The 23,653-nt window shown below is 46.5% G+C and carries 25 protein-coding genes; 9 read left to right on the top strand and 16 right to left on the bottom strand.

Annotated elements, in window-relative coordinates:
• Positions 1 to 7: 7 nt before the first annotated feature.
• From QP775_RS22815 to QP775_RS22770, 10 genes are all read right to left on the bottom strand, one after another.
• The gene (locus tag QP775_RS22815) at positions 8 to 172 is read right to left on the bottom strand and encodes a hypothetical protein (protein WP_169450994.1); all 165 of its coding nucleotides are present in this window, start codon (positions 170 to 172) and stop codon (positions 8 to 10) included.
• Between the two features lie 20 nt (positions 173 to 192).
• The gene (locus QP775_RS22810) at positions 193 to 615 is read right to left on the bottom strand and encodes a phage tail assembly chaperone (protein ID WP_285109078.1); all 423 of its coding nucleotides are present in this window, start codon (positions 613 to 615) and stop codon (positions 193 to 195) included.
• 82 nt (positions 616 to 697) lie between these two features.
• On the bottom strand, positions 698 to 1,138 hold the full coding sequence (locus QP775_RS22805; protein WP_239332573.1) for a phage tail tube protein: 441 nt from the start codon (positions 1,136 to 1,138) through the stop codon (positions 698 to 700).
• Between the two features lie 107 nt (positions 1,139 to 1,245).
• Complete coding sequence (locus tag QP775_RS22800; protein WP_285109077.1) at positions 1,246 to 2,313, bottom strand: phage tail sheath subtilisin-like domain-containing protein; 1,068 nt, start codon at positions 2,311 to 2,313, stop codon at positions 1,246 to 1,248.
• Positions 2,314 to 2,316: 3 nt separating this feature from the next.
• On the bottom strand, positions 2,317 to 2,760 hold the full coding sequence (locus QP775_RS22795) for a hypothetical protein (RefSeq protein ID WP_239332569.1): 444 nt from the start codon (positions 2,758 to 2,760) through the stop codon (positions 2,317 to 2,319).
• A 398-nt stretch (positions 2,761 to 3,158) separates the two neighbouring features.
• Complete coding sequence (locus QP775_RS22790; protein WP_285109076.1) at positions 3,159 to 4,292, bottom strand: Gfo/Idh/MocA family protein; 1,134 nt, start codon at positions 4,290 to 4,292, stop codon at positions 3,159 to 3,161.
• A 50-nt stretch (positions 4,293 to 4,342) separates the two neighbouring features.
• Positions 4,343 to 5,065, bottom strand: a complete 723-nt coding sequence (locus QP775_RS22785) for a ThuA domain-containing protein (protein ID WP_285109075.1) — start codon at positions 5,063 to 5,065, stop codon at positions 4,343 to 4,345.
• 149 nt (positions 5,066 to 5,214) lie between these two features.
• On the bottom strand, positions 5,215 to 6,183 hold the full coding sequence (locus tag QP775_RS22780; RefSeq protein WP_285109074.1) for a sugar phosphate isomerase/epimerase family protein: 969 nt from the start codon (positions 6,181 to 6,183) through the stop codon (positions 5,215 to 5,217).
• An 83-nt stretch (positions 6,184 to 6,266) separates the two neighbouring features.
• On the bottom strand, positions 6,267 to 7,349 hold the full coding sequence (locus tag QP775_RS22775; RefSeq protein WP_285109073.1) for a Gfo/Idh/MocA family protein: 1,083 nt from the start codon (positions 7,347 to 7,349) through the stop codon (positions 6,267 to 6,269).
• Positions 7,350 to 7,406: 57 nt separating this feature from the next.
• Positions 7,407 to 8,210, bottom strand: coding sequence for a sugar phosphate isomerase/epimerase family protein (locus tag QP775_RS22770; protein ID WP_285109072.1), 804 nt, complete (start codon positions 8,208 to 8,210; stop codon positions 7,407 to 7,409).
• A gap of 154 nt (positions 8,211 to 8,364) precedes the next feature.
• Between QP775_RS22770 and QP775_RS22765 the strand changes: the two genes are divergently transcribed.
• From QP775_RS22765 to QP775_RS22745, 5 genes are all read left to right on the top strand, one after another.
• Positions 8,365 to 9,219 carry a helix-turn-helix transcriptional regulator gene (locus tag QP775_RS22765; protein WP_239332555.1) on the top strand — a complete coding sequence of 285 codons (855 nt, stop codon included), beginning with the start codon at positions 8,365 to 8,367 and terminating at the stop codon, positions 9,217 to 9,219.
• 394 nt (positions 9,220 to 9,613) lie between these two features.
• A complete protein-coding gene (locus QP775_RS22760) occupies positions 9,614 to 10,471 on the top strand; it encodes a MurR/RpiR family transcriptional regulator (protein ID WP_285109071.1) in 858 nt (285 codons plus the stop codon).
• A 7-nt stretch (positions 10,472 to 10,478) separates the two neighbouring features.
• Complete coding sequence (gene nagB, locus QP775_RS22755; RefSeq protein WP_285109070.1) at positions 10,479 to 11,207, top strand: glucosamine-6-phosphate deaminase; 729 nt, start codon at positions 10,479 to 10,481, stop codon at positions 11,205 to 11,207.
• Positions 11,200 to 12,375, top strand: a complete 1,176-nt coding sequence (nagA, locus tag QP775_RS22750) for an N-acetylglucosamine-6-phosphate deacetylase (protein ID WP_285109069.1) — start codon at positions 11,200 to 11,202, stop codon at positions 12,373 to 12,375. The genes nagB and nagA overlap by 8 nt, the downstream gene beginning before the upstream one ends.
• On the top strand, positions 12,348 to 12,617 hold the full coding sequence (locus tag QP775_RS22745) for a hypothetical protein (protein WP_239332547.1): 270 nt from the start codon (positions 12,348 to 12,350) through the stop codon (positions 12,615 to 12,617). Before nagA ends, QP775_RS22745 begins: the two co-directional genes overlap by 28 nt.
• Positions 12,618 to 12,639: 22 nt before the next feature.
• Here the strand turns inward: QP775_RS22745 and QP775_RS22740 are convergent, their stop codons facing one another.
• Positions 12,640 to 12,864 carry a helix-turn-helix domain-containing protein gene (locus QP775_RS22740; RefSeq protein WP_019422432.1) on the bottom strand — a complete coding sequence of 75 codons (225 nt, stop codon included), beginning with the start codon at positions 12,862 to 12,864 and terminating at the stop codon, positions 12,640 to 12,642.
• 185 nt (positions 12,865 to 13,049) lie between these two features.
• A complete protein-coding gene (locus QP775_RS22735) occupies positions 13,050 to 13,841 on the bottom strand; it encodes a YhcN/YlaJ family sporulation lipoprotein (RefSeq protein ID WP_285109068.1) in 792 nt (263 codons plus the stop codon).
• Between the two features lie 316 nt (positions 13,842 to 14,157).
• On the opposite strand from QP775_RS22735, the gene QP775_RS22730 reads away from it, so the two are divergent.
• Positions 14,158 to 15,156, top strand: coding sequence for a ketoacyl-ACP synthase III (locus QP775_RS22730; RefSeq protein WP_285109067.1), 999 nt, complete (start codon positions 14,158 to 14,160; stop codon positions 15,154 to 15,156).
• A 262-nt stretch (positions 15,157 to 15,418) separates the two neighbouring features.
• Positions 15,419 to 16,501 (top strand): glycosyltransferase family 4 protein, encoded by a 1,083-nt coding sequence (locus QP775_RS22725; protein WP_239332541.1) that lies wholly within the window; start codon positions 15,419 to 15,421, stop codon positions 16,499 to 16,501.
• A gap of 132 nt (positions 16,502 to 16,633) precedes the next feature.
• Here QP775_RS22725 and QP775_RS22720 read toward each other — a convergent pair whose 3' ends face one another.
• Positions 16,634 to 16,993: a hypothetical protein gene (locus QP775_RS22720; protein ID WP_239332539.1), complete on the bottom strand. Its 360-nt coding sequence runs from the start codon at positions 16,991 to 16,993 to the stop codon at positions 16,634 to 16,636.
• Positions 16,994 to 17,168: 175 nt separating this feature from the next.
• Between QP775_RS22720 and QP775_RS22715 the strand changes: the two genes are divergently transcribed.
• Both QP775_RS22715 and QP775_RS22710 read left to right on the top strand, forming a co-directional pair.
• Positions 17,169 to 18,425, top strand: coding sequence for a glycosyltransferase family 4 protein (locus tag QP775_RS22715; RefSeq protein ID WP_285109066.1), 1,257 nt, complete (start codon positions 17,169 to 17,171; stop codon positions 18,423 to 18,425).
• Positions 18,426 to 18,489: 64 nt separating this feature from the next.
• Positions 18,490 to 18,672, top strand: a complete 183-nt coding sequence (locus tag QP775_RS22710; protein WP_285109065.1) for a hypothetical protein — start codon at positions 18,490 to 18,492, stop codon at positions 18,670 to 18,672.
• A gap of 97 nt (positions 18,673 to 18,769) precedes the next feature.
• On the opposite strand, the gene QP775_RS22705 is transcribed toward QP775_RS22710, so the two are convergent.
• The 3 genes from QP775_RS22705 to QP775_RS22695 are packed head-to-tail and all read right to left on the bottom strand — an operon-like array spanning position 18,770 to position 23,640.
• Positions 18,770 to 21,733 (bottom strand): GAP1-N2 domain-containing protein, encoded by a 2,964-nt coding sequence (locus QP775_RS22705; protein ID WP_285109064.1) that lies wholly within the window; start codon positions 21,731 to 21,733, stop codon positions 18,770 to 18,772.
• Positions 21,730 to 22,992 carry a TRAFAC clade GTPase domain-containing protein gene (locus QP775_RS22700; protein ID WP_239332531.1) on the bottom strand — a complete coding sequence of 421 codons (1,263 nt, stop codon included), beginning with the start codon at positions 22,990 to 22,992 and terminating at the stop codon, positions 21,730 to 21,732. Before QP775_RS22700 ends, QP775_RS22705 begins: the two co-directional genes overlap by 4 nt.
• 12 nt (positions 22,993 to 23,004) lie before the next feature.
• On the bottom strand, positions 23,005 to 23,640 hold the full coding sequence (locus QP775_RS22695) for a beta-mannanase (protein WP_285109147.1): 636 nt from the start codon (positions 23,638 to 23,640) through the stop codon (positions 23,005 to 23,007).
• Positions 23,641 to 23,653: the final 13 nt, after the last annotated feature.

The raw sequence follows: 23,653 nt of genomic DNA, 5'->3' as shown, positions 1-23,653 counted from the left end.
CACCCCCTTATAAAGCAGGCATCGTAATCCACACCTGCCCCGTTTTAGCCATCTTCTCCCGATCTTCCTGCTCCATCTCATAGAAAGCTCGGATCAGATGTCGTTCTCCGGCAGGCATCGATTGAATTATAGAAGGCCGGATGCCTTTGCGGCTCCAATAATAATAGAGCATCTCGCCATAGCCATCCGACCTTAGTCGTTTTTTAACTCTTCCATGGAGCCCTCACCAAAGCCAGATAAGGAAGAAATCATGTTATAAATTTGAGTAATTTCACCAGGCAGGAGCAGCTTGGAGGATTCAAGCAATTGCTTCGGCGTGGATACCCCGAATGCTTCCAGAAGCTGAGGTTCCTTCAGGTTCGGTTCTACGACACCTTGCAGAACCGTAAACAACTGCACCCGACTGGCGCTAAAGTTTTCCAATTCACCCTTTTTACTAATCGACATCGAGATTTCCTGAATCTCCTCAAACTCGTCCATTGTTAAGGCCTGGCACTTAAACACAACCGGCTCGCCTGCTGATTGACTTAGGCGCTTTAGCTCCACTTCTTTAAAAGGCCGCTGCAGTTTTCCATTTCCCATTCCCAACAATAAGTCAAACGTTGATTTTCCCATAATCAAGCTCCTTTTTTCATTTGAATTGTAATAAGACGGCATACTTTGTACACCGCCTGTGTCTTGCTTGATAAATCTCCAATTAGTCCGCTTTCACTGAATCCTGTACCGTCCAATCCGTAAACGTAAAAGGAGCTTCGATCTCGCCTTTTTTCTTCAGTTCCCAGTTCACCAGGCTTAAGTCATTAAAGCAGGCATCTTTAATTGTGATGACTTCACCACCGTCGGCGGAGGGATCTTTTAATTTGGACATAATCATAAACCGTGGATTAATCCCTTTCTTGATCTGCTCGCTCAGTAGATTAATCATACGAGAATTCGCTTTGTGCATTTTCAAGGTGCCTGAACCCTTGTAGCCCATAAATTTAGAATCTGTTGCAAACTTGCCTGCCAACGGAACGTCTTCCTTTTCAATCTCAATTTTGGCTTCCATCGAAAGTGCTTCAGCCACTAATTTTCCATCCAGCCATACCTCCCCGAACGTACCGGACATTACTTTTTCTCCATGAAATGCAGTTGCCATATTAGCTTCCTCCCTTATTTTCACATGACTCCGCTGCCCACAGCAGTTGCCATATCCATTTTGATTACAAGCATGCTACTATACACAGCACTAAAAGTAGCTTTCTCCTACAAATAAACGGCAAGCTTCACATCTTCAATCGCATCAAGCGGACGCTGAGTTGCAGTGAGGAACACTTGATCATGCGTATTTGCTTCTTTAATGTCCTGCTCCTTCATTTTGGCTACTTCTTCTGCCCCTAACAGTGATTTCAAGTAAGTACGCTGTGCGGCCATGTCGATAGAGACTATATTTTTGCCCACATCAAGTACTCCCTCTTGCTCCAATACCTCGTAATAGGCATTAATAGCGGAAATCAGCAGCAGCTTATTCATGTATGAATTTTGTACTTTGCCGATATAGAGATCCTCAATCGTGTCTTTTATATCGTGATAGGTCTTATTTAATACACGCACCACCTTAATTTTCTTCCAGTCCGGCCCCATGGCCTCGGTCACCGTCTGGAACGAAGTTACGCCGCGCGCAATCTTCACTTTCTCGCCGTCATGGTAAAGAACGAGCTTACCCGCATTAACTGCTGCGTCAGCTTCCGCCTTCGTCAACTTTGGTACGTTGGTCACTTCGTTCAGCACTTGGAAGGTTGGTGCAACGGTCAGCGGCAGCCCCGCGATCAAGCCTGCAATGCGGGCCGTATACTGGCTTGCCGTATACTTCTTTGTACCAACTTCAATATGATCCGTTGCCAGGTTTACAACTGCCGGGTGATCCGCGGCTGCATTTGGCAGTACGGTCAGAATACGGCGCTCCTTATTGGCAAACATTGATTTGGACCATGTGGATAGTGCCGTCACATCGGCTTCCGCCACACCAGGAAAAGCGACTACGTTGAATTTCAACGTTTCCAGCAGATCCAATGCTTTATTGTAGTCAGTCGCTGCGGCTGGAATAACAACAAGCTTCACTTCCTTTGGCAGCCCCATAAGTCCCTGTTCTACATAGGCTCGGTTATCCGCACTTAACCCCGCTGGAATCTCTTCGATGCCAAACACTTTATACTCCTTTGCTTCCGTGACACTGGCATCCTTTAGTACAAGCGCCAACGTCCCAGCCGCTCCCTGCGTCACTGCTCCAGAAGCTTTCTGCTTAAATTCAATCGTTACACTAGGCAATCCCATCGATTATTCCTCCTCATAATGTACAGATACCCGCTTTACCTGATCGTATAGCTCCTGCGGCAATTCCTCTTCCGCAGCTAACGTTACCCGGACAAAAGTATCGTGTGACCGGGTCCCGCCCTTGACCGAGACGAGGTCAAACACGTCTCCTTCCATCCCACTCAGCTGCCTATGTCTGGACAGATCGCTGCGAATCAACTCTGCTGCCCGCAGCTGTGCCATACCGTCCGGCAATCCGTTTACAACAGCAGGCACATAAATAATTTGCCATGATGCAGCAGATGATAAGGTCCAAGCTCCTGTTCTCTCATCTTCTGCTTGCATAAGCTGCACCCATATGGCAGGACGTGCAGGTGATTCAGGACAGCTTCCCACATACCATGCAGAAACTTCTGGGAATAAGGCAGCCAACTTCACTTGTAAAGCTTGATAACTTCGCTCCCACATCGTGTTAAAAGATTCACCCCCGCTGCTAAACTCGCTTTTGAAACAAAAAAATCAAACCTAATCCGAAGCACACGCATCATAAGCGCTTAAGCGCAATCGTTCCATTGTGGAACCGGTGTGTCGTTTACGTTTGATTTTCCTAATACCAATTTATCATGTTATAGACCTAACGCTTGATGATAGGTCTATTAATAAAATACGAACATACGTTCCTTTTATATTGTAGATCCATTGAGCCATCTCTGCACAGTCGTTGAATGATCGTTGAACATTCTGTTCTTTTAAGAAATAAATCAAGTTTGTGCTTATATAGGAATAGAAGTCACAGACGTTCTACGAAAAAAGAAGCCTTGCAAATACCGCAAGGCTTCTCCCTAGTTGATGTTAATATGTTTTATTTATGCTAAATCAGCGCCTAGCGTATCCACATCCAGTCGAATCTCGCGCCCTTCCTTGGCAGAGCGATACATCGCATCGAGAATTCGAATCATATCGATGCCCTGATCCGGCGTAAAGTCCGGCTCTACCACGCCGCGGACGACATCTACAAAATGATTCACGTTCTCTTGATGTCCCCAACCGCCCATCGGAACTTGCGGCATTTGATTCAGCGGTTCCCCCGCCATATCCGTAAACAGCTTGAACTCCTCGTTCTTCAAACTGAAGCCAGCCTTGGTCCCACGCATCTCCACGAACAGCTCGTCCTGCTCAATATGAGAGGCCCAGCTTACCTCTACCTGCAGCGTAGCACCATTATCAAAGCGAATAAAGCCCGTAGCCAGGTCCTCCACATCATACGTGTTGCCTTCGACTACACGGGTCTCACCTTTGATGTGTGCTTGACCGAAGTGGCTGTATGTCGCTCCAGTTACAGAAACCGGCTTCGGATTGCCCATCAACCATACGGCCAAGTCAATCATATGCACGCCAAGGTCAATTAGCGGGCCGCCGCCAGACATCGACTTTGTCGTAAACCAACCGCCTTTGCCCGGAATGCCCTTGCGCCGCAGCCAACCGCAGCGCCCTGTATAAAGCTCACCTGCACCACCGTCATTGATCCACTGCTTCAAAAAACGGGAACGCGGCCGAAAGCGATTGTTGCGCATAACCATAAGCACCTTGCCTGAACGTTCCGCCGCTTCCTGCATCTTTATCGCTTCTTCTGGCGAAATGGCATCAGGCTTCTCACAAAACACATGGAAGTCATGCTCCAATGCAGCAATCGCTACCGTCGCATGCAAATAGTTCGGTGAACATATATCAATAATATCCAAATCCTCACGTTCCAACATTTCCTGCCACTCCGTGTACACACGAACTTGGCCTAGTTCATCTGCCACCTCGCACGCAGATGGTTTATGCGGATCACATACAGCTACGATCTCTGTATAAGGATTAGCAACAAATGCTGGCATATGAGCGCCGCGAAATATACCGCCTGTAGATACGACCCCCACACGAAGTGGCTTCACTGTAAGTTGTTCTGTCATCGTCAGGTCACTTCCCGTCTCTTCATAGTAAAGACGGCTCAACTATGTTATTCACATGTGAGCCGTACGTTATATTCTTAATTATAGACCGTTTAGTTCAACGGCTCAATTGGCTGTGCATTGCCATAAGACGGATAAGGACGCGTAGATGGCTTCGTCCATTCAACCGCATTGCGGATGATGCGCTGTACGTTCTCATTGTAGTAAGTAGGATACGTTTCGTGTCCTGGACGGAAGTAGAATACTTTACCCATCCCCCGCTTGTAGCAGCAGCCGCTTCGGAACACCTCTCCACCAGTAAACCAGCTTACAAGCACCAGTTCATCTGGCTGTGGAATATCAAAATGCTCCCCGTACATTTCTTCTTCTGGAAGCTCGAAGTACTCGCCGATTCCCTCAACGATCGGATGACCCGGAGCTACAACCCACAGACGCTCCTTATCATTAGCTTCACGCCATTTCAAATCGCATGAAGTACCCATTAGCTTTTTGAATATTTTCGAGAAATGACCTGAGTGCAGTACGATTAAGCCCATACCGTGCATAACACGGTTATATACACGCTCGACTACCTCGTCGCTCACTTCACCGTGTGCCATATGGCCCCACCAGATCAGCACGTCCGTATCATTTAGCACCTGTTCAGATAGTCCATGCTCAGGCATGTCCAACGTAGCATACTGAACGCGATAGTTCGCTTCAAGCGGCTCGCCAATTGCACCGTGAATGCCTTTAGGATAAATGTTGGCAACTGTCGGGTTGCGGTGCTCGTGGCGATATTCGTTCCACACGGTTACAGTCAATGGTTGTGTCATGATGTCTTCTCTCCTTTAGTGTCCAATGTACATTTCCAATTATGTCGACTTAGGTTTGTTAATCCAATTAACTATCAGGGAGTTGGGGCAGCGCACATCAAGCTGCCGCCCCGTTGCCAAGTACGCAGGTTGAACAACAATAAAGCTGCTTACACCCACCACATCTCGCCTAACGGCTCTTTCATCAAGATCGGCTGCAAAGCTTGAACCGCCTTCGTAAATCCTTCATCAATCGACATAAGCCCGTCCTCATGCTCAATGCTAACAACATAGTCATAACCAACTAAACGAAGCGCACTAATAATATCCGCCCACGTCTTGGCATCATGACCGTAGCCTACCGTACGGAACTGCCATGCGCGATCCAGCATGTTGGTATACGGCTGCATGTCCGTAATCCCATGCATGTTTACGTTAACCGGATCAATCGTAGTATCCTTCGCATGGAAGTGATGGATCGCCTGCTCACGCCCCAGAATACGAATCGCCTGCACCGGATCAATCCCTTGCCACCACATGTGGCTCGGGTCCAGATTGGCCCCAATAACGTCACCCACTGCTTCACGCAAGCGCAGAAGCGTTCCTGGGGAATGGACAGAGAAGCCCCCATGCAATTCGAGGCCAATCTTAATGCCCCGCTCTGCGGCATACTGTCCAACTTCCTTCCAATAAGGAATCACTTTCTCGGACCACTGCCAATCAAGCACTTCCTTAAAATCATTTGGCCAAGGCGCAACTGGCCAGTTTGGATACTTTGCATCCTCATGATCGCCAGGACAGCCGGAGAAGCCATTTACGACTGACACACCCAGCTTGGCTGCCAAGTCAAGCGTTGCCATAAAATCATCATGGAACGACTTAGCAATATCTTTCTGCGGGTGAAGCGGGTTGCCATGGCAGCTGAGCGCACTAATAGTCAGCCCGCGAGAGTCAACTGCTGTACGGAAAGCTTCCAGCTTTGCAGCATCCGCCAACAACTCGTGCGGATTGCAATGTTTGTTACCTGGATAGCCGCCTGTACCGATCTCAACAGCTTCAATCCCTTTTGCTGCTACTGTATCCAATGCTTCTTCAAGCGATAATTGTCCATATAGAACTAAAAATACACCTAATTTCATTTTACATCCTCCTTACAATTGCAGATTTAGAGTTTGCTCACAACTTATCTATTACTTGAAGAACTGTGCATTTTATAAACCTTTTATTCAAAATAAACGGCTTTGCCTGTACGAGCCGACTCATAAATGGCCTCCAACAGCTCGGATACAACACATGCCTGCTTAGGCGTCACTACAGGGTCTTTATCTTGATCAATGGCTTCCAGCCACAAACGCATTTCCAAATCCGTATCTTTCTCCGTCTCGCCGTCATAGAAAGCAACACCGCCGGAATTCAATTCAATCTTCTGCTCATAAAGACGACTGTGCTTCTCCCCGTTAATGGAAAGGCCATCCCACATATCTGCCCCGCCTTCTGTACCGCTCAGCGTACACTTGGCTTCTCCTACTTGTGTTGTATTTAACGCCCAACTGGATTCAAGCACTATCGTCGCACCATTTTTCATCACAATCATACCAAAGGCAGAATCTTCAACTGTAAACTTTTGCGGGTCCCATGGCCCCCATGCGTTAGCTGCGTTCTCCTTCTGGCCCAACTTATGATATGAAGTGCCTAGCACAACCTTCGGCTCATAATTGTCCATCATCCATAGCGTCAGGTCGAGGGCGTGTGTGCCAATATCGATAAGCGGACCTCCGCCTTGCTTCTCTTCGTCAAGGAACACGCCCCAAGTTGGAACAGCACGTCGGCGAATTGCATGCGCCTTCGCATAATAAACCTCACCTAAAGTTCCGTCCTCACATACTTTTTTCAAGTATTGACTATCTGCACGGAAACGGTTGTTATAACCAATCGTCAGCTTCTTTCCTGTACGTTCTGCTGCTTCTACCATTCGGCGGGCGTCTTCTGATGTTTTGGCCATAGGCTTCTCACACATGACGTGCTTGTCGCTTTCCAATGCAGCGATTGTAATTTCCGCATGGGAGTCATTTGGCGTACAAACATGAACGATATCAATCGACTTGTCCGCTAGCACTTCCTGATAATCGGTGTATACTTTAGCGTCTTCTTTGCCGTACTTCGCCTTTGCCTCAACAGCGCGCTCTTCCACAACGTCGCAAAAGGCAACCATTTCAGCATTCGACTGCTTTGCCAGCGATGGCATATGTTTGCCGTTAGCAATGCCGCCACAGCCAATAATTGCGATGCGATATACTTTAGTCATAATAAATTCCTCCTCATCATTTACGGCTTCATATTTATTCAGAATTGTTGGTTAAAGCTAATTCAAGCCTTTCAAGTTAGCGGTAATCCAGCCCAAGCTTGCTTCTACGCTTTCCAATGAGCCGCGCTGCGTGACGTCTTGCTCCACGATTAACCATTCAGCACCTATATTACTGGCCGCCTTAGCAATTGCCGTAAGATCAAGCTCCCCTTTGCCAAGCTCAACCGTAATCGGAGCACCTTCAGGCGTGCGCGCCAAATCTTTAAAGTGAACGAGCGGCAGACGCTCGGCATATTTCTCCATCCACTCTACTGGTTTATTCCCGCTATATTGCACCCAGCACACGTCAAGTTCTTGTATTAATAGTGAAGCTGGCAGCGCATCAAAAATACGCTCAAATACCGTCTTCCCTTCCACCATTGTCGTAAACTCAAAGTCATGGTTGTGGTAACCGAGACGCAATCCGTATGACTGAAGCCGCTCCGCTGCTTGCTTCAGTTTGCCCATCGTAACATCCAATGCTTCCAAAGAATCATATTGTTCCTTCGGCAGCCAAGGACAAATCAGATAGGAACTGCCAATCGCCAGGTTCATCTTAATATGCTCATCTAAATTATCAGTAAGCTGCTCCAAGCTAATATGGCTGCCTACAGCTGCCAAGCCCAAGCGTGATAATGTATTTTTCATTTCGTCAGGCGATAAACCACCGTAACCCGCCAGTTCTACACCTTCATAGCCCATATCTGCAATACGTTCCAACGTGCCAACAAAATCGCGCTCTGTCTCATCACGGACTGTATACAATTGCAAACCAATACGCATAATGTCCACCTCGATACTCAATGTATTTGTGTTGGTCATTCCATAACCATGCTTTGAAAAGGTTTTCAATAGAACGGTTTCATTGTGTCATACCTGTAGGCATATGGGAATGAAGTATATCGCACTAACATGAACAATTCTGCTGTTTATGATATAATCCAGCTTAACCTATTGTAAAAAGGAGCTGCTGACTTTGAGCAAAAATGCACATAATCAAATGGAGCAGCAATTCCCCATTCTGCATGCTGGATACGCCCGTCATCGTAAACCGCTTAGCCTTGTTATTCCATCGCTGAAACATTACATTATTCGTATTCAGCTTGAGGGAAGCGCTCATATTCGAACACATGATCAGTATGTCCCGATATTGCCCGGACAGATGATTATGCTTGGCCCCAAGCAGCACTATGACCTCAAAATCGGATACAAAGATCCCGAAACCATGGAGACCATGACGAAGGTGCACAGCCTCGATTACTATATGATGGTTAATGGACCTTGGATAGAGAAATGGTGGTTGGACCATCAACCTCCTTGGTTATCCAATCACGCAATTGATGATCGAATGCTAGCCATATGGCGTGAGATTATGCAGGAGCAGCGCCTGCCAGAAAATCACATGAACGATATTGTCAGACATTTGACATTTGTACTATTTCTTATGTTCGAGCGTGCCTTACAGCACCCGCATATGAATAGCCTTGACGATCGGACCACACAACTTGCACATCGCATGAAGCAATATATTGAGATCAACGCAACGGAAAGCTTCAGCATACAAGATGTCGCCGAGTCTGTTCAGGTTAGTGCATCACGCGCTTCTCATTTATTCAAGGACGTCTTCCAACAATCTATTATGGACTACGCAATTGAAGTGCGGATAAGTATGGCGTGTGAACGTATTTTGCATGGCTACATGTCGTTAGAACAAATAGCCGAGATGTGCGGGTTTCAGAGCTATTCCTATTTCCACCGGACATTCCGCAATCGACTAGGCCTATCTCCCAAGCAATTCCGTGAGCAGCGTCAATTTCAAGATGGCCAGTAAAGTCTAGGAAAAATGGGATGCAGAGAAGCAGCCCATGACTGTTTTTACTTGTATGCGCAAGCTGTTTGTATGGGCGTGCATCCTTCTCACAATTGTGAGGATATGTAAAAGTAAACTTACAAAAACCAATCTATCACAACCTTTATATGGTGAAGTTCCTATGAACGGGTACCCTATATTTGACGGTTATGAAACAATGATGGAATTCACTTGCATGCACCTATTTTCTTCGCTATGATAGGGATATCCACTAAAATTTTTTTCATGACAAAGGATTAAATAATTAAAATTTTTTTCATGGCAATTAACCATTACACAATCCCTACATGATGAATGCACGACAGCTTGTATTAACACCCAAGCATTACGATTACATGAAGTGAGATGATTTACATTGTCGAGTATTCTCCATGCCATCCGGCAGCAGTTAGACCATTTTCATCAGCAGGAGCGCAAGCTTGCTGACTATATGCTTCAATTTCCGGGTAATGTGGTGACAATGGGCATTACGGAGTTGGCCGAGCAGTCCAGTACTTCCGCGGCCACGGTGACTCGATTTTGCAAATCGCTTCATTTTCGCGGATATCCTGACTTTAAGACGAAGTTGGCCGCAGACTTGGCCCAGCAGACTACACCCTTGACTTATCAAGATATTATCGCAGGCAACAAACTGGCGGATATCGTTACCGCAATTGAATCCAATCATCTCCGTTCTATCTCAGATACGACAAGATTGTTGGACATTCATGCGCTAGAACGTACGATTGCTGCGCTCCAACGCGCTCGGCACATCGATTTATACGGCGTTGCCACATCAGGCATCGTTGCAATGGACTTCTATCAGAAGCTCGTACGTATTGGTAAGCGTGCTACCGCCTTTGCTGATCCTCATATGCAGATCACATCGGCCGCCAATCTGGGCACTGATGATGTTGCTATCGCCATATCGTATTCGGGTGAAACACCCGAGACGATTGATTCCTTGCAGTGTGCCAAGGAGCGCGGAGCTACTACGATTTCGCTGTCTAAGGTCGGTAATAACCGTCTCGCTAACTTAGCCGACATTAACTTATTTGCCTCTTCCTTAGAAGAAGGCATGCGTCGCGGGGATATGGCATCACGAATTGCACAGCTGCATGTTATTGATATTATTTTTGCCGGCATGGTCAGCGAGCAGTTTGACGAACATATTCCGAAGCTCGAACAATCGTATCGCATGGTACGAAAGTACCGTAAAGATAAAGGGAGGTAATATACAAATGAACATTATGACATTTAATACCAACGAAGAACTAAACCAGATTGGTGCTGGCATCGTTGCAAGTCTGATTCAAACTAAGCCCAATGCAGTGCTTGGTCTTGCTACAGGCAGTTCCCCCATCGGTATTTACCAAGAACTGATTCGTCTTTATGAAAAAGGATATGTCAGCTTTAAAAATGTACAATCGTATAACTTGGACGAGTATGTAGGTTTGCCAGAAGGACACCCGGAAACGTACCGCTCCTTCATGAACACGCAGTTGTTTAACCATGTCGACATTAACAAAACTAATACTCGTGTGCCTGATGGCAATGCAGTTGACCTTAAAGCAGAATGCAAACAGTACGATGCAGCACTTGCCCAAGCATCTATTGATATCCAATTCCTTGGCATTGGCCATAATGGGCATATCGGCTTTAATGAGCCTGATCAGCAATTGCATGGTGGTACTCATGTCGTGCAATTAAAAGAAGAAACGCGTCAAGCCAACGCTCGATTTTTTGATTCGATTGATCAAGTGCCTACGCAAGCCGTAACCATGGGAGTCGGTTCCATTTTAAAAGCAAAAATGATTCTGCTGATCGGCCGTGGTGCGGAGAAAGCAGATATTATCCACCGCGCCCTTACTGGTCCAATAACAACGGAAGTTCCGGCTTCCCTGCTGCAAACTCATCCAAATGTTGTCGTATTGCTCGACAAGGAGGCGGCACAAAAGTTCAATGACTAACTCAACCTTTACGCTTAAAAATGCACGTCTCGTGACGCTGAACGGTCTTATCCATGACGGAATCGTTCGCGTAGAGGACGGCCGCATTGCCTATATTGGTACCCTGTCGCAGCTGACACCAGTGGAACAAGCATGGCTGACCGATGCCATCGACGCAGATAATGGCTATGTTATGCCTGGCTTTATCGACGTGCACGTGCATGGCGGCTTTGGTGCTGACTTTATGGATGCATCTCACACAGCCTACGACCAGATCACAAAGTTCCATATGGAACATGGAACGACAACCATGCTGGCGACGTCGATGACACAGTCACACGAAGCGCTGGACAAAGTTGTGGATGCTGTAGATGCCTACATGAAAAGCAACTCAAAATATGCACAGCTTGCAGGGCTGCATTTGGAAGGCCCCTTTGTGAACCCTAAATACAAGGGTGCCCAAAATGATGCCTTTATGATGGATGCACAAATTGACTGGCTGGAAGGCTGGCATGAACATCATCCAGGCGTAATGAAGCAATTAAGCCTTGCTCCTGAGCGCGATAATGCACTTAACGCTATTCGCTGGTGCCGAGCACACGGTATCAATGCGGCGGCCGCTCATACCGATGCTACGTATGAGCAGTTAACAGAAGCAGCAAATGCAGGATTGAACCAAGCCGTTCATACCTTTAACGCGATGACGCCTGTTCATCACCGCAATCCAGGCGTCGCTGGCGGCGTACTTACAGACGACCGTATTGCAGCGGAAGTAATAGCAGACGGACATCATGTCCATCCGGCGTGTATCAAGCTGCTAGTACGCTCTAAAGCGGCTGGCAAGCTGATTCTGATCACGGATGCGATGTCAGCAGCCGGCATGCCTAACGGTCAATACGACCTTGGTGGATTGCCAGTAACGGTTATAGACGGTGTGGCACGTCTGACGGAAGGCGGCTCGCTTGCGGGCAGCACCTTAACGATGATTGGCGCGATCCAATTTGTTACTCGTCACGTCGGTTTGTCCGTCGAAGAAGCGTCCAAGCTGGCGAGTATCAATCCCGCTAAGCAAATCGGAATTGATGATGTGACCGGCAGCATTGAAGTCGGTAAACAAGCAGACCTTGTCTGGACCGATGCAGAGCTCAACATTAAAAAAGTATGGGCAAAGGGCCGTACTCATATGTAATTGAGAAAATAGAAAAAGGCACTCCTTCGTCTGCTGAGCAGATAACAGGAGTGCCTTTTATAGATTGTCCATTCGTGCCAAAAAATAGAGACGTCTCGCCCTACACCTTCGAGATTACGAAGATAAGCAGGCGGGACGCCTTTCATCTATCCGACGCAAGCCGTCAGTGGTATACTGCAGCAGCCTGCTCATCAAAGAGCCTCCTATCCATACCGCTTCCCGGCATGGAGCCAGAAGTTTAAATGGTCAGGGCGATGGGCAATGTCAGATTTTCAGCTCCCCAAGCTTGATCAGCTCGACAACCGCTTGCGAACGACCCTTCACATTTAATTTCTGCATCACATTCGATATGTGATTTCGTACCGTCTTCTCGCTTATGAATAGTTGTTGTGCGATATCACGGGTCGTTTTGTCCTGAACAAGCAATTCAAAGACTTCGCGCTCACGGTTCGTCAGTAGGAATTTGCTTTTGTGATCGCTACCCTTCAAGTGTCACCCCTCCTTGCCCGAGTTTTTGTAATTTAACAAGGTTAAGGGATACAGTCAAATTTATACTATGAAGGGCGATTACACTTGGTGCGATCGAATAAAAAAATGGGCTGCGCGCACCCGCTTTGCAAGCTGCGGCAGCTTGTCGGCACGGAGTGTTTGAGCCCATTTTACATTGAAAGTGGTTATCTCATACCTGGAGCCATGTTTCGAGTATGGTTAGGTGCTTCGTTGGTTGGGAATATACGCCCAACAAGCTCTTGAAACTCGACATTTAAGCCATGGAGCGGATGACCTTGCTTCGCATAAGTGGCGTATTGGTTCATACGATCAACAAAGTTAGCGTCGGCAGACACGTATACGTTGTTACATTCAGGCGCCATCTTTTTAACTTCCTTGCCGATTATTGATTTTAAATCGTCGTTAAGAATTGCTGTCTTGGCATGATTCGTAGAGCGTGTATACGTTTTATCCAAGCTATAAGGATGCACTTTGTTAGTTCCTTGATTCATATGCGAATTCGAGTCTGTTGTTACAGCTACATAGGCATTGTTATCGGTTACAAACACGTTGGCCGTCTTGACTCCTGGAATAGCATTGATTTTGTCGGCAATCTTCTGGCTTGACTGCATACGTTTAAAACCGTGGCTATTGCCGTTGGTGTTGCCATTGGCGTTGTAGTTACGCCCCATGTTGGTCCCGTATCGGTTGTAATTGTTGGCATCATACGTATTACGCCCCATATCATAATCAGTTCCATACGTATTGTAGCCGCCTCGGTAACCATTGTTTACGTTATTACGCCCGGTGTTATAATTGGCATCATTATAAGGGTTAATTCCATTGTGACCGTCATAACGTACTGAATTGGTACGTATGCCCTTTGCCGTCATATCCTTGTTGCCAAAGCACCCTGTTAACCCTGTCATCATGACTACTGCCGCTGTCACCGCGAGCAAAGCTTTTCTCATTTGCATGTACGTGCCTCCTATGAGCAGTTAGTGGTTTGATGAGATCGTGATGTTGACATTCAGTATGGTGCGTCCTCCGTACCGAACTTATCCTGATACCTTACTCCCTGCTTTGCAGCTAATTTTCTTAGTAGTCATGGTTTGGTAAAGTGCAATACGAACGAACTTAAACGGGGTTCTCTTTAGTCATCTTACAAGTAATGTATAACAGCTCATGTCATATTGTATTGACAGGTCATGGTATGATTTGTATTATATTTAGTACCTAGTACTAATATCTAGTTCTAAATAATAATTTAATTATCTATAAGGAGGGCAACGCATGCCTACAGTCCAATTAAATACGACAGCACGCATTACTGCATTTGCCGCATATACACCCGAAGAGGTACTGACAAATGACTACTTTGCCTCTTTTTTAGATACTAACGATGAATGGATCGTACAACGAACTGGAATGAAGGAACGAAGAAAAGCTGCTGAACATCAATATGCCAGTGATCTGGCCTTTGAAGCAGTTATGCGTATGACTGATCGCTATCCATCCTGTCTACAAGGTGTCGATGCCATTCTGGTGGCCACTACGACGCCAGATACATTTTTTCCAAGTACAGCCGCAATTGTGCAAGCTCGCCTAAAACTGCCTGATTGCTTAGCGTTAGATATATCCAATGCATGTGCAGGCTTTGTCAGTGCAATGCAGATGGCGATAGGACTTATTGATTCAGGCATGAACAAAAAAGTAATCGTTATTGGCACCGAAGTTCTTACAAAGACGGTTGATTATTCTGATCGTTCAACGTGCATCCTATTTGGTGACGGTGCAGGTGCCGTTATCTTAGAGTCTGATCCACAGTCTCCAGCTTCTTGTCTCGCCGCAAGCTCCGTGACAGATGGTGATCTTAGCGGCACGTTATACCGCACAGCTGTAAGCTGCAAGCTTAATGGCCTTGAACTTGCAGAGGACGGCAAGCTGCATCAAAACGGACGGGAAGTATACAAGTGGGCGCTGCAGCAAATTCCTGCCCATATTCATAACCTGTTAAATAAGGTTAATCTGACTGCGAGCGACTTGGATATCTTTGTCCCGCATAGTGCCAACTTGCGGATGATTGAGAGCCTCTGTGACAGAACCGGCATTAAAATGGATCATACCCTAACAAGTGTGCAACGTTACGGGAATACATCAGCGGCAAGCATCCCGCTCGCAATAGAAGAAGGCATTCGAGACGGAAGATTAGCAGCGGGTAAGCTGATGCTGCTCTACGGCTTCGGCGGTGGATTATCACAAGCTGGACTGTTAATCCGTTGGACCTTATAAAAAGCATTAATATGCTGCGAGGTACTCGTATAGATTGCCCCGAAGATTGAAAATAACCAATCAGGCAGCACCGATCCGGTTCTGCCTGATTCTGCCTGATTCCCGTACCTAGCAACGTTGTTCGGATGAAGGTAAACACAATGTTTCACCCACACCAATCCATGCCTCTATACATACAGTGCTAACAACGAGAGCGTACAACCGCCATGCTGAGCGACAACAAGTGCTTGATTACTTCACTTGAAATGAGGCGGCAAGGAAAATGAAAGTGTTGTTTACTTTTTATGTGCCAAGTGGTGGACTTGAAACCTTAAATCGGCTGCGATGTCACACGCTGCTTCAAGGCGGTATACAAGGCCATTTGCTGTATACTCAACACGGTGCAGGCATTCAAAACAATGTTAACAACATCCCCACTTTAATAACCAATCTTGACGAACAGATTCAAGCACTACTTGATGAGCATCAATATACAGCTATATTCGTCTCATCCGACTACTTGATGCTGAGGCGAATTCGAACGTTAGGATATAGAGGCCCGCTTATTTTTGAAGCACAGGGCTTAGGTATGCATTCCACTGCAGAACAAACTATGCTAGAGGCACTGCCCTTCCTACGCGACTATGCAAACGGTGTGCTGCTGCCTGCTACTTCTCATCTAATTGAGATGTTTGAACATCACTGTCCATGGCTGCCCCGCTTTTCATTTCCCAATGTTATTAATGCTTCTACATTCCATTATCAAGCTCGCGCTCCACTCCCTTATCCTGTTCTTGCTTGGGTAGGGCGTCTGGAGAAAAATAAAAATTGGAAACATTTTCTCGAAATTGGCAGCAGTCTAACTAAATTAATTCCTGCTTTGCAGCTATGGATGTTTGCAGATCCAAACATATATATAGAGGAAGAGCGCAAACAATTCGAGCCGATGATTGACAAGCTTGGACTTCGCAACAAGCTGACCATCCGCAACAATGTGCCTCATGCAGATATGATGACCTATTTTTCAATGGTCGGTGATTCAGGGGGACTGCTTCTATCAACATCCATTCTGGAAGGATTCGGCTACGCCGTCGCGGAAGCTATGTGCTGCCGCTGCCCCGTCTTAAGTACCGACTCGGATGGTGTACGCGCATTTATTATACACAATCAGACTGGCATGTATTATCGACATGGCAATATTCAGCAAGCTGTCCAGGGGGGAATGAGGCTGATGACCGATCAGCGTTTACGTGCCTCGATAAGAGATGCTGGTGTCGCTCATATCCGCACTCACTTTTCACCTGACCTCTACCTGAAGCAATTTACCAAAATGCTGGCACAGCTCCCGCTGCACGTTGAGCCATAACAAAACAGACGGACGTTTGTTCGGGTAACCGACCATGCGTCCGTCTTAACCATGACTCCTCAATCCAGAGTCTCGTATATTCGTAACGATTCCCTACCTGTGATCGAGCTTTTTTCAATAATCGGCGTCTTTTCACACTATATCTACTTCTGTAAACATCTCCATTCCGATTGTTCGAATGACAGAACGCTGACCATCCTTGAATGCAGCTTGGATAACGAGCGGATGATGCCCTGTTGTAGTTGTGAATATTTGTATTCCAAATGCACCCGGCTGTAAACGCATCTCCTGAATTTTAAATGCGGATGCCGAGTTATTTTTAGCTTTTAGCCTGTTTAAGTGCTCTGCTACAACTACGCCATTACATATAAGTCGAATCAGCACGTTGGCTGCGCGGTGATGCTGGTTCGTAATATGCAGATCTAACACTTTGACTACTGGGCCTTCTTGTGTTTCCGGGTTATTAAATGTAGTTGAATAGTATACGCCCATCGCCTTCTCCCTTCACTATCAAGCCGACAACTATCGTGTTAACATATGCAGCAGCTTGATTTTAGGCAAGGGTATGCGCCTATCTCCTCTCACATGAAGCTTTTAACACTGATATTCCTGGGGGGAATGTGGGCCGCATGACAGATCTCCCTCAGAAAAATCACCTATACGCTTTATGAAGATATGCCATATACTGCAATATCCTGATATGGATGGGATCGTGATGGTGATGAAAATATTGTTAGCTACTTATTGGGAGCTTCCGCACTTGGGCGGTGTCTGGCCTTTAATGGAAAGACTGGCACAAGACTTAATTCGGCAGGGTCATCAAGTTGATATTTTGGGCAACAATCCTGAATACTATCATCTCGTTAATCGCCAGCTTAAATTTCATAAATCTTTGTATTTGCCGCTAATCGAATCCCATCTTCGACAAACTGACTTAGTGGCTGTACCCGTCATCTATAATACCGAGATCGATCGATATACACTGGAATGTGTCGCCTTAAGCCTCAGGCTGGAACAATACGATCTGATCCATACGCATGATGTAATTTCCGCACGTGCATTCGCACGAGTCAAGCCAGCGCAGCTGCCGTTAATCGTCAATCCCCATGGCTACTTGCCGGGGGAAATCCAGCTATTAATGGAGACCAATAAGGCGGCTGACCGTGATATGAAGCCTATCTTACAGTATTATCGTAGGATCGAGCATCAAGGCCTGCAGTCCGCTTCTCATGCTGCATCTTCTTCCAAATGGCTTAAAAAACGGTTTGTTGACGATTACGGCGTTGCCGCTCATCGCATATCCGTTTTTCCCTATGGTATTGATACGGCCAAATACACAAAACTTTTAAATACACGGAACGACATCAGTCGTCCTCCTCGTAAGAAAGTAATTACTTTCGCAGGACGACTCGTCCATTTAAAAGGAATTGAAGTACTTATTCGGGCCTTGGCTAAGTTGAAAACACAGCGCAATGATTGGATATGCTGGATTGTCGGCGATGGCCCTAAGCGTGAGGAATATATACGGTTTGCAGCAGCCTGTGATCTTCAGGAAGATATCACATTCTGGGGTGCACGTGCAGATGTGCCAAGCTTTATGGCAATGACAGATATCTATGTGCAGCCCAGTCTCCAAGATAATCAGCCTTTGTCAGTCATTGAAGCACAGCTTGCAGGAAATGCCGTTATCGTGTCCACTGCAGGAGGACTGTCTGAAATGGTTGAGCATCGATTGACAGGTCTTGTCGTTCCTAAAGATAATGAGCACGCCTTGTCAACACTGCTAAACGAACTGCTGCAATCTAAGGAAAAAAGACGTAAGCTTGGCGCTAAAGCTCGCCTATTCAGTCAGAAGCATTGGTCCATTGATCAATATAATAGAAATATGATGCGAATGTATGAGCAGGTAATGCATAAAAAATAACCCTTCAGCTTGGTTAACACGAAAATACGACTTCATACATTTACACGTAGGAGGTGCTATTAGTATGCAAGTGCCGGGCAGCTTGTACAGCAATCTATTTTTGCCCCCACCCTCTACAGACGGGATTATGGTCGAATCCCTCGTCTGGAATGTGATCATTGAGCGTGTGCCTGACCACTACGTCATTCCAGATCTTCAAGTGGCAGCCCCTTTTTTAGATTCGCAATCGTTACCGAAACAACGCTGACCCTTTGATCACCTTTTAAGCAAAGACTGAAGCTTCCTCTTAGGTTATAAACACAAAAAAAGGGGCATTTCTGCCCCCTTCTCACCGCTTGCTCATTTTATTTTACGATAAAAGGAAAAATAGTAGTGCCTACAGCCACTTCACGGATGTCCGAGGTGCTGATCTGTTCGCCCAGTTTTACCGTTATACGATAGGGTAATGCACCTGCAGTTTCTCCAGCGGCAGCATTCTTTCCAGCATTTTCTGATAATTTCGCTTCATCTTTGCTGTCCTTCTCTTTCCCATCAGCACTCGTATCTGCTGGCTTTGTTCCAGTATTACCGGACCCCGCGGCTGAATCATCACCTGTGGCAGAATCAGTTGAACCTTGTTTATCTTCACCTTGACTCACTGCTTCCTTATCTGGCAGGGCAGAGCCTAGCTGATCTTCGGCATTCGCCTTGCAGGTCGAGAGCGCCTTCCGATCCTTATATTCGATCTGCTTCCCGTCATTAAAGGTAACCTGTATTCGTTTTGTATCAAATGCAGCACATTCAGCTTCTGTTGCTACTTCAAATACGAGTTGTGTTGTCACCTTATCTACACCTTCGACTTTATCCGTAACGAGTTCGGCAAATACGAGAGGCTTATGCTCTTTTCCTGTCTGTGGTAAAGTATCTGTCTCCGATTTCTTCCCTTCCGACGGCTGCTCCACTGCTACAGGGGCCGGCGGCTCAAATACCCCCGCAGCTTGCAGTCCCAGCAGCGTACCCCCAACAACTACTAACATCGTAACAAGCATCAGACTTACTTTCTTGTTTCGCTTGAAGAACTTTACGAGCGGGGACGACAGCTCCATTCTCGCTTTTTCATAAACAGGCTTAAGTGCAGTTCCTGCCTGTTCAAAATAAGCCTTACGATTAGCTCTGTTCTTAAAAGCATCACGATCATGCTTCTTAAAGTAAGATACGATTGCAGCCGCGTATGCAGGTACAAGCTTGCGTGAGCGGACAAAATTCATTTGAGTCTCCGACCATCTCATAAATTGATACAGCGTCTCTTTATCCGGTGAGTTCAGCTGCAAATAATGAAGCAGTGCTCCGTAATCGACCGTGCCGCTTGGTGCTTCACAGTAGAAGGCCAGCACCAATCTGCCGAACTGGTCCGGTATGATATCCCGCTGCAGCCAGTTGCGTCCCAGCTTTTGTACCTGATCCAACTCAGATAAGGTAAGATCATCAAACACGGTTTCGTCCGGGTCCTGCTCAACAAACCATTGATAAGCTGCCAGCATAATGGCTGCTTTACTTTGAACCTGTTGGTTAAATCGAGCTGCCCAAGACTTTACTTCATCCGGATATTGTAAAAATCCGATTTTCAGCAGCTGCTCTTTCCGAACCTGCTCCAGATTCAGCTCCGTCAACAGGAAAAGGTCTGCCGAATAAGACAGCTTCTGCATTAGAGTACCGTTCCCGTAATCACGATTACGCTCCAGCAGCTCATCGATCAAATCATGTGTCGCGTTGACAGCTGCCACAGCATCAGATTCTGTGCGCAGCTTGCTCACTAACTGCTTTTCCGCCAGCTCCACAAAAAAAGCATTTTTGAGCGTCTGCGGATGTGTAGACGACCACTGGTACGCCAACTGCACGACATCCTCAGCTTTTATAGCTGTGAGAAATTGCTGCTGGATATACGGCTCAAACAATTCGCTTGCTTTACCCAAATTTAATACGGTATCAAAAAATGCGCGACTTAAGGACGGCTGGCTTCCAACTAATGTGTAAAATGCCTCCGACCGGTCTTTGCGTTTGTCCAACTGCGCATTATGGATCGCGCCTATCATGTAAGCGACCAACTGTTTATCCACATCTGTGTCTGGCAGTTCTGCATACTCTTTCAAACATTTAACCAGCTGCAATTCCGGGATTTGGCGCTGCTTGACAAGCTCGAATTCCCGTGTGAAACGCGACATAAACAGCTCGTTAAGCCGCTTTTTGCCCGTTATGGCTCCTACAGGCGTCAAATATTCTAGCATCGCACGCAGCACTGCATTTTTGTTGACATCGTATAGTGATTCGTTGCCCGCTTCAACCTGATAAAATACAGCGAGTTCATGGTAGCTCGTAATTGCTGTATGACGAACGGCATCCATATCTGCCAGCATCTGACCTGCAAACTGATAGAAATCTTCTGCTCGATCAAGCTGCGTCAAATTGGTCCACGCCAGGTCCAAGTAAGGCTGCTTGCTGAAATCCACATCCGCATTAGTTACCCGCTGCGATGCGAGATCAAACGTGTAGTCCTTATCTGTATTTCGATCGTTTGGTCTAAGACTGCCTTTCTCGACAAAAGTCAGGTGAATACCTTTACGGCTTTGCGGTTCCTTCGCATAGGTTATAAAGCCAAGCGTTTGACGGAATGCATACGGCAAACAGGTATAAAGTACGCCGAGTAATCGACATGCTGTCTCTGCTACCAGCTCAATTGGCACATCGAGCGCCACATATACTTTACGTTTCGAAGCAACAGACGACATAACCGCAAATAACAGCTGCTTAAACAGTTTTTCGCCAATACCGATGCTTTCCAACCACGCAATGGGATCAGAGGGTGCTCCTCCGCGTTGCTCCGCTGTTGGCAAGGTATCCAGTTCTGCAAGTTCCATTCCTTGCTCAATATCGTAGCTATCTATGTAAAGCACGTCCAGCCAAGAATGGGACTTGTTGACGATGTCCGCGATGCGGTCTGCCGGAATTACATAGTTGTGTGTAAAGAAGGTGCTGCGCAGGCCGGTAAAGTCAGTTGAACGATAGACGCTGCGCCCGAGCACCATCTGTCCTGTATCATTGTGAAACAAATGCATCGCCTTCGGATAGGCCGTATCTTCCTTCTCCCCTCGTGCAGACAATTCTGCGGGAGCATCGTATACACAGAACGGGTGCAGCGCTTTTTTAATCCAATTCGGATCTAGTCCCTTGGATTTAGCAATCGTATCGTACCCTTCCGTGGAGCGAAAGATACCGCGCCGTTCTCTCGTATACATCTGCTGCTGAATCTTGCTGGGATCGGATAACGTCAACGTTCTTCTCTCCCTTCAATGTAATTCAGCTTATACAACAGCCAAATAAAGGGCTCATCTACCCGTACCGGACTAACTACCCCTTGAAGCTTTTGATCAACAGGATTGCTGCCAAGCGCAGATACCGCAAAGTAGGCCGTGTTCGAGAAATAAACGTCCATCGTGCCTTTAAATGGGCGATCTACCTTTTCAATAAATCGACGGATTTCACCGTCTATATTTTCGAATTCAGCGACATCCATATATTTGCGGTGCACAACGTTGTTAAAAATGTTGCTGTTAGACTTAATATACTCGCCATCCTCATCCTTTAAGGAATGCAGCATATCACTCTTTGTCAGCACAACTGCAGTGGGGATATCTGTCTTGTTCTTCGCCTCATATGCGATGAAGTCACCAAACATCGTCAGCACCACATCACGCGGCTCATCATATTGCGGAACCCAATTATCCGATGTATCGCCGTATTTAATGCGAATCTTCTCTCGAATGGATCGAATCTGAAGTGGGTCCACCATAAACAGAATACCAGCAGAGTTCTTAATGTGCTGGCCGTGCAAGCCCAAGTAATCTTGATCCACCATACCCTCGCCTGCGACGTCAAAGAACACCAGTGTAAGCGGCGGCTTCGTCTCATCCTTAAATACAAATTGGAAAATAAACGGTTCCTGCATCTTCTCTTTTTGTGTGGAAGCAAGCAAGTCTCCCCGTTCGAACAGAGGCTCCTCGTACATCGTGCGAAATTTACGACTAATCTCGGCATTGAGCGGCATACATGCGGCGTCAAAATGATCGGCTGTCATATGCTGCAGCGTATGAATAAGCGACGTCATATACACCGATTTACCGACTTGGGAAGCACCAATGATCGATATAATGTTGCTTGGCACTTTTCCTGCTGTAACAGGCAGCTCATTGTGGCAGTTCGGGCATAATCGGCTTCTGGTCACAACACCGTAACGATCATTCAGACCGATCAGCACATGATCCGAGTACAAATGATGCTCCTCTGGAATATCATGCGGATCCAGCACAGCCTCCATGTCATACACGGTGTCCAACCCGAAGCGCTCCCGATATTTATTTAGCTTCTCATCTTCCTGCAACGCATAATTCTCATCATCCTCGCGGTGATGTGCTGCACGGAACACGACCTCTTCGGGAGTAAATTTACTAAAACAGTAAGGACAGACAATATCGTAATAGAGCGGCTTGGGCGCCGTCTGTGGTTTCTTTTTAAACAAATCAAAAATACCCATAGTGAACCCTCCTTATTCCGGTATCAATTCGTATAATTGCCCGTATAAGCGTCCGTCGGTAAAAAATAACCGAATATAGTCATCCTTGCCAATCTCGATGATTGGCAGCACGTTTTTGCCTGGGGCAAACGGCGCAACAAATGGATACACGGTTCCGTCTTCTTTATTCGCCGGGTAAGCCCCTTGCTTCTTCACATAACACAATACTTCCTTTGCAATAGGAACTTCCGCCGTCACCTGAATGTGAACCGATTTGAGTTTTTTGAACAACGTGCTTTTTTGACGAATCGAGAAGTAGATTTTAGCTTTACCCGTACTCATGACAACACGATTAGAACCGTCTGCCTGTAGAACGAGCTGCGCTGTACCACCCGTCATCACACAGGCAAATATCGTATATACGATTCGGCCAAAACCCTCTATCCGGTCATAATAGCCATTGTTTGCTTTATATTCATCCTTTGTGTACAACTTCAGACTGGCCGGGGCTGGCTGTAATTGTAGCTGTTCATCTGCGTTAGCCTTATGAATGTATACGACTTGAACACCTTCGGGCCATAACCAGCGTATCGTGCTGCGATCATTATCAACACTGTGGGTGATCCCCTTGATGACTGGAGTTGCCGTATCCGCTTGGATATACTGCATCACTTCTTGCCTC

Source organism: Paenibacillus sp. UMB4589-SE434 (assembly GCF_030226685.1).
Lineage (GTDB): Bacteria > Bacillota > Bacilli > Paenibacillales > Paenibacillaceae > Paenibacillus_B.
The sequence above is the reverse complement of the archived record's forward strand: the minus strand, read 5'-3'. Positions and strand labels throughout refer to the sequence as shown.

Bases quoted from the DNA above. Each gene is read 5' to 3' on its own strand.
- QP775_RS22815 (WP_169450994.1), bottom strand. From the start codon at position 172: ATGCTCTATTATTATTGGAGCCGCAAAGGCATCCGGCCTTCTATAATT.
- QP775_RS22810 (WP_285109078.1), bottom strand. From the start codon at position 615: ATGGGAAAATCAACGTTTGACTTATTGTTGGGAATGGGAAATGGAAAA.
- QP775_RS22805 (WP_239332573.1), bottom strand. From the start codon at position 1,138: ATGGCAACTGCATTTCATGGAGAAAAAGTAATGTCCGGTACGTTCGGG.
- QP775_RS22800 (WP_285109077.1), bottom strand. From the start codon at position 2,313: ATGGGATTGCCTAGTGTAACGATTGAATTTAAGCAGAAAGCTTCTGGA.
- QP775_RS22795 (WP_239332569.1), bottom strand. From the start codon at position 2,760: ATGTGGGAGCGAAGTTATCAAGCTTTACAAGTGAAGTTGGCTGCCTTA.
- QP775_RS22785 (WP_285109075.1), bottom strand. From the start codon at position 5,065: ATGACACAACCATTGACTGTAACCGTGTGGAACGAATATCGCCACGAG.
- QP775_RS22780 (WP_285109074.1), bottom strand. From the start codon at position 6,183: ATGAAATTAGGTGTATTTTTAGTTCTATATGGACAATTATCGCTTGAA.
- QP775_RS22775 (WP_285109073.1), bottom strand. From the start codon at position 7,349: ATGACTAAAGTATATCGCATCGCAATTATTGGCTGTGGCGGCATTGCT.
- QP775_RS22770 (WP_285109072.1), bottom strand. From the start codon at position 8,210: ATGACCAACACAAATACATTGAGTATCGAGGTGGACATTATGCGTATT.
- nagB (WP_285109070.1), top strand. From the start codon at position 10,479: ATGAACATTATGACATTTAATACCAACGAAGAACTAAACCAGATTGGT.
- nagA (WP_285109069.1), top strand. From the start codon at position 11,200: ATGACTAACTCAACCTTTACGCTTAAAAATGCACGTCTCGTGACGCTG.
- QP775_RS22745 (WP_239332547.1), top strand. From the start codon at position 12,348: ATGGGCAAAGGGCCGTACTCATATGTAATTGAGAAAATAGAAAAAGGC.
- QP775_RS22735 (WP_285109068.1), bottom strand. From the start codon at position 13,841: ATGCAAATGAGAAAAGCTTTGCTCGCGGTGACAGCGGCAGTAGTCATG.
- QP775_RS22730 (WP_285109067.1), top strand. From the start codon at position 14,158: ATGCCTACAGTCCAATTAAATACGACAGCACGCATTACTGCATTTGCC.
- QP775_RS22725 (WP_239332541.1), top strand. From the start codon at position 15,419: ATGAAAGTGTTGTTTACTTTTTATGTGCCAAGTGGTGGACTTGAAACC.
- QP775_RS22720 (WP_239332539.1), bottom strand. From the start codon at position 16,993: ATGGGCGTATACTATTCAACTACATTTAATAACCCGGAAACACAAGAA.
- QP775_RS22715 (WP_285109066.1), top strand. From the start codon at position 17,169: ATGAAGATATGCCATATACTGCAATATCCTGATATGGATGGGATCGTG.
- QP775_RS22710 (WP_285109065.1), top strand. From the start codon at position 18,490: ATGCAAGTGCCGGGCAGCTTGTACAGCAATCTATTTTTGCCCCCACCC.
- QP775_RS22700 (WP_239332531.1), bottom strand. From the start codon at position 22,992: ATGGGTATTTTTGATTTGTTTAAAAAGAAACCACAGACGGCGCCCAAG.
- QP775_RS22695 (WP_285109147.1), bottom strand. From the start codon at position 23,640: ATGCAGTATATCCAAGCGGATACGGCAACTCCAGTCATCAAGGGGATC.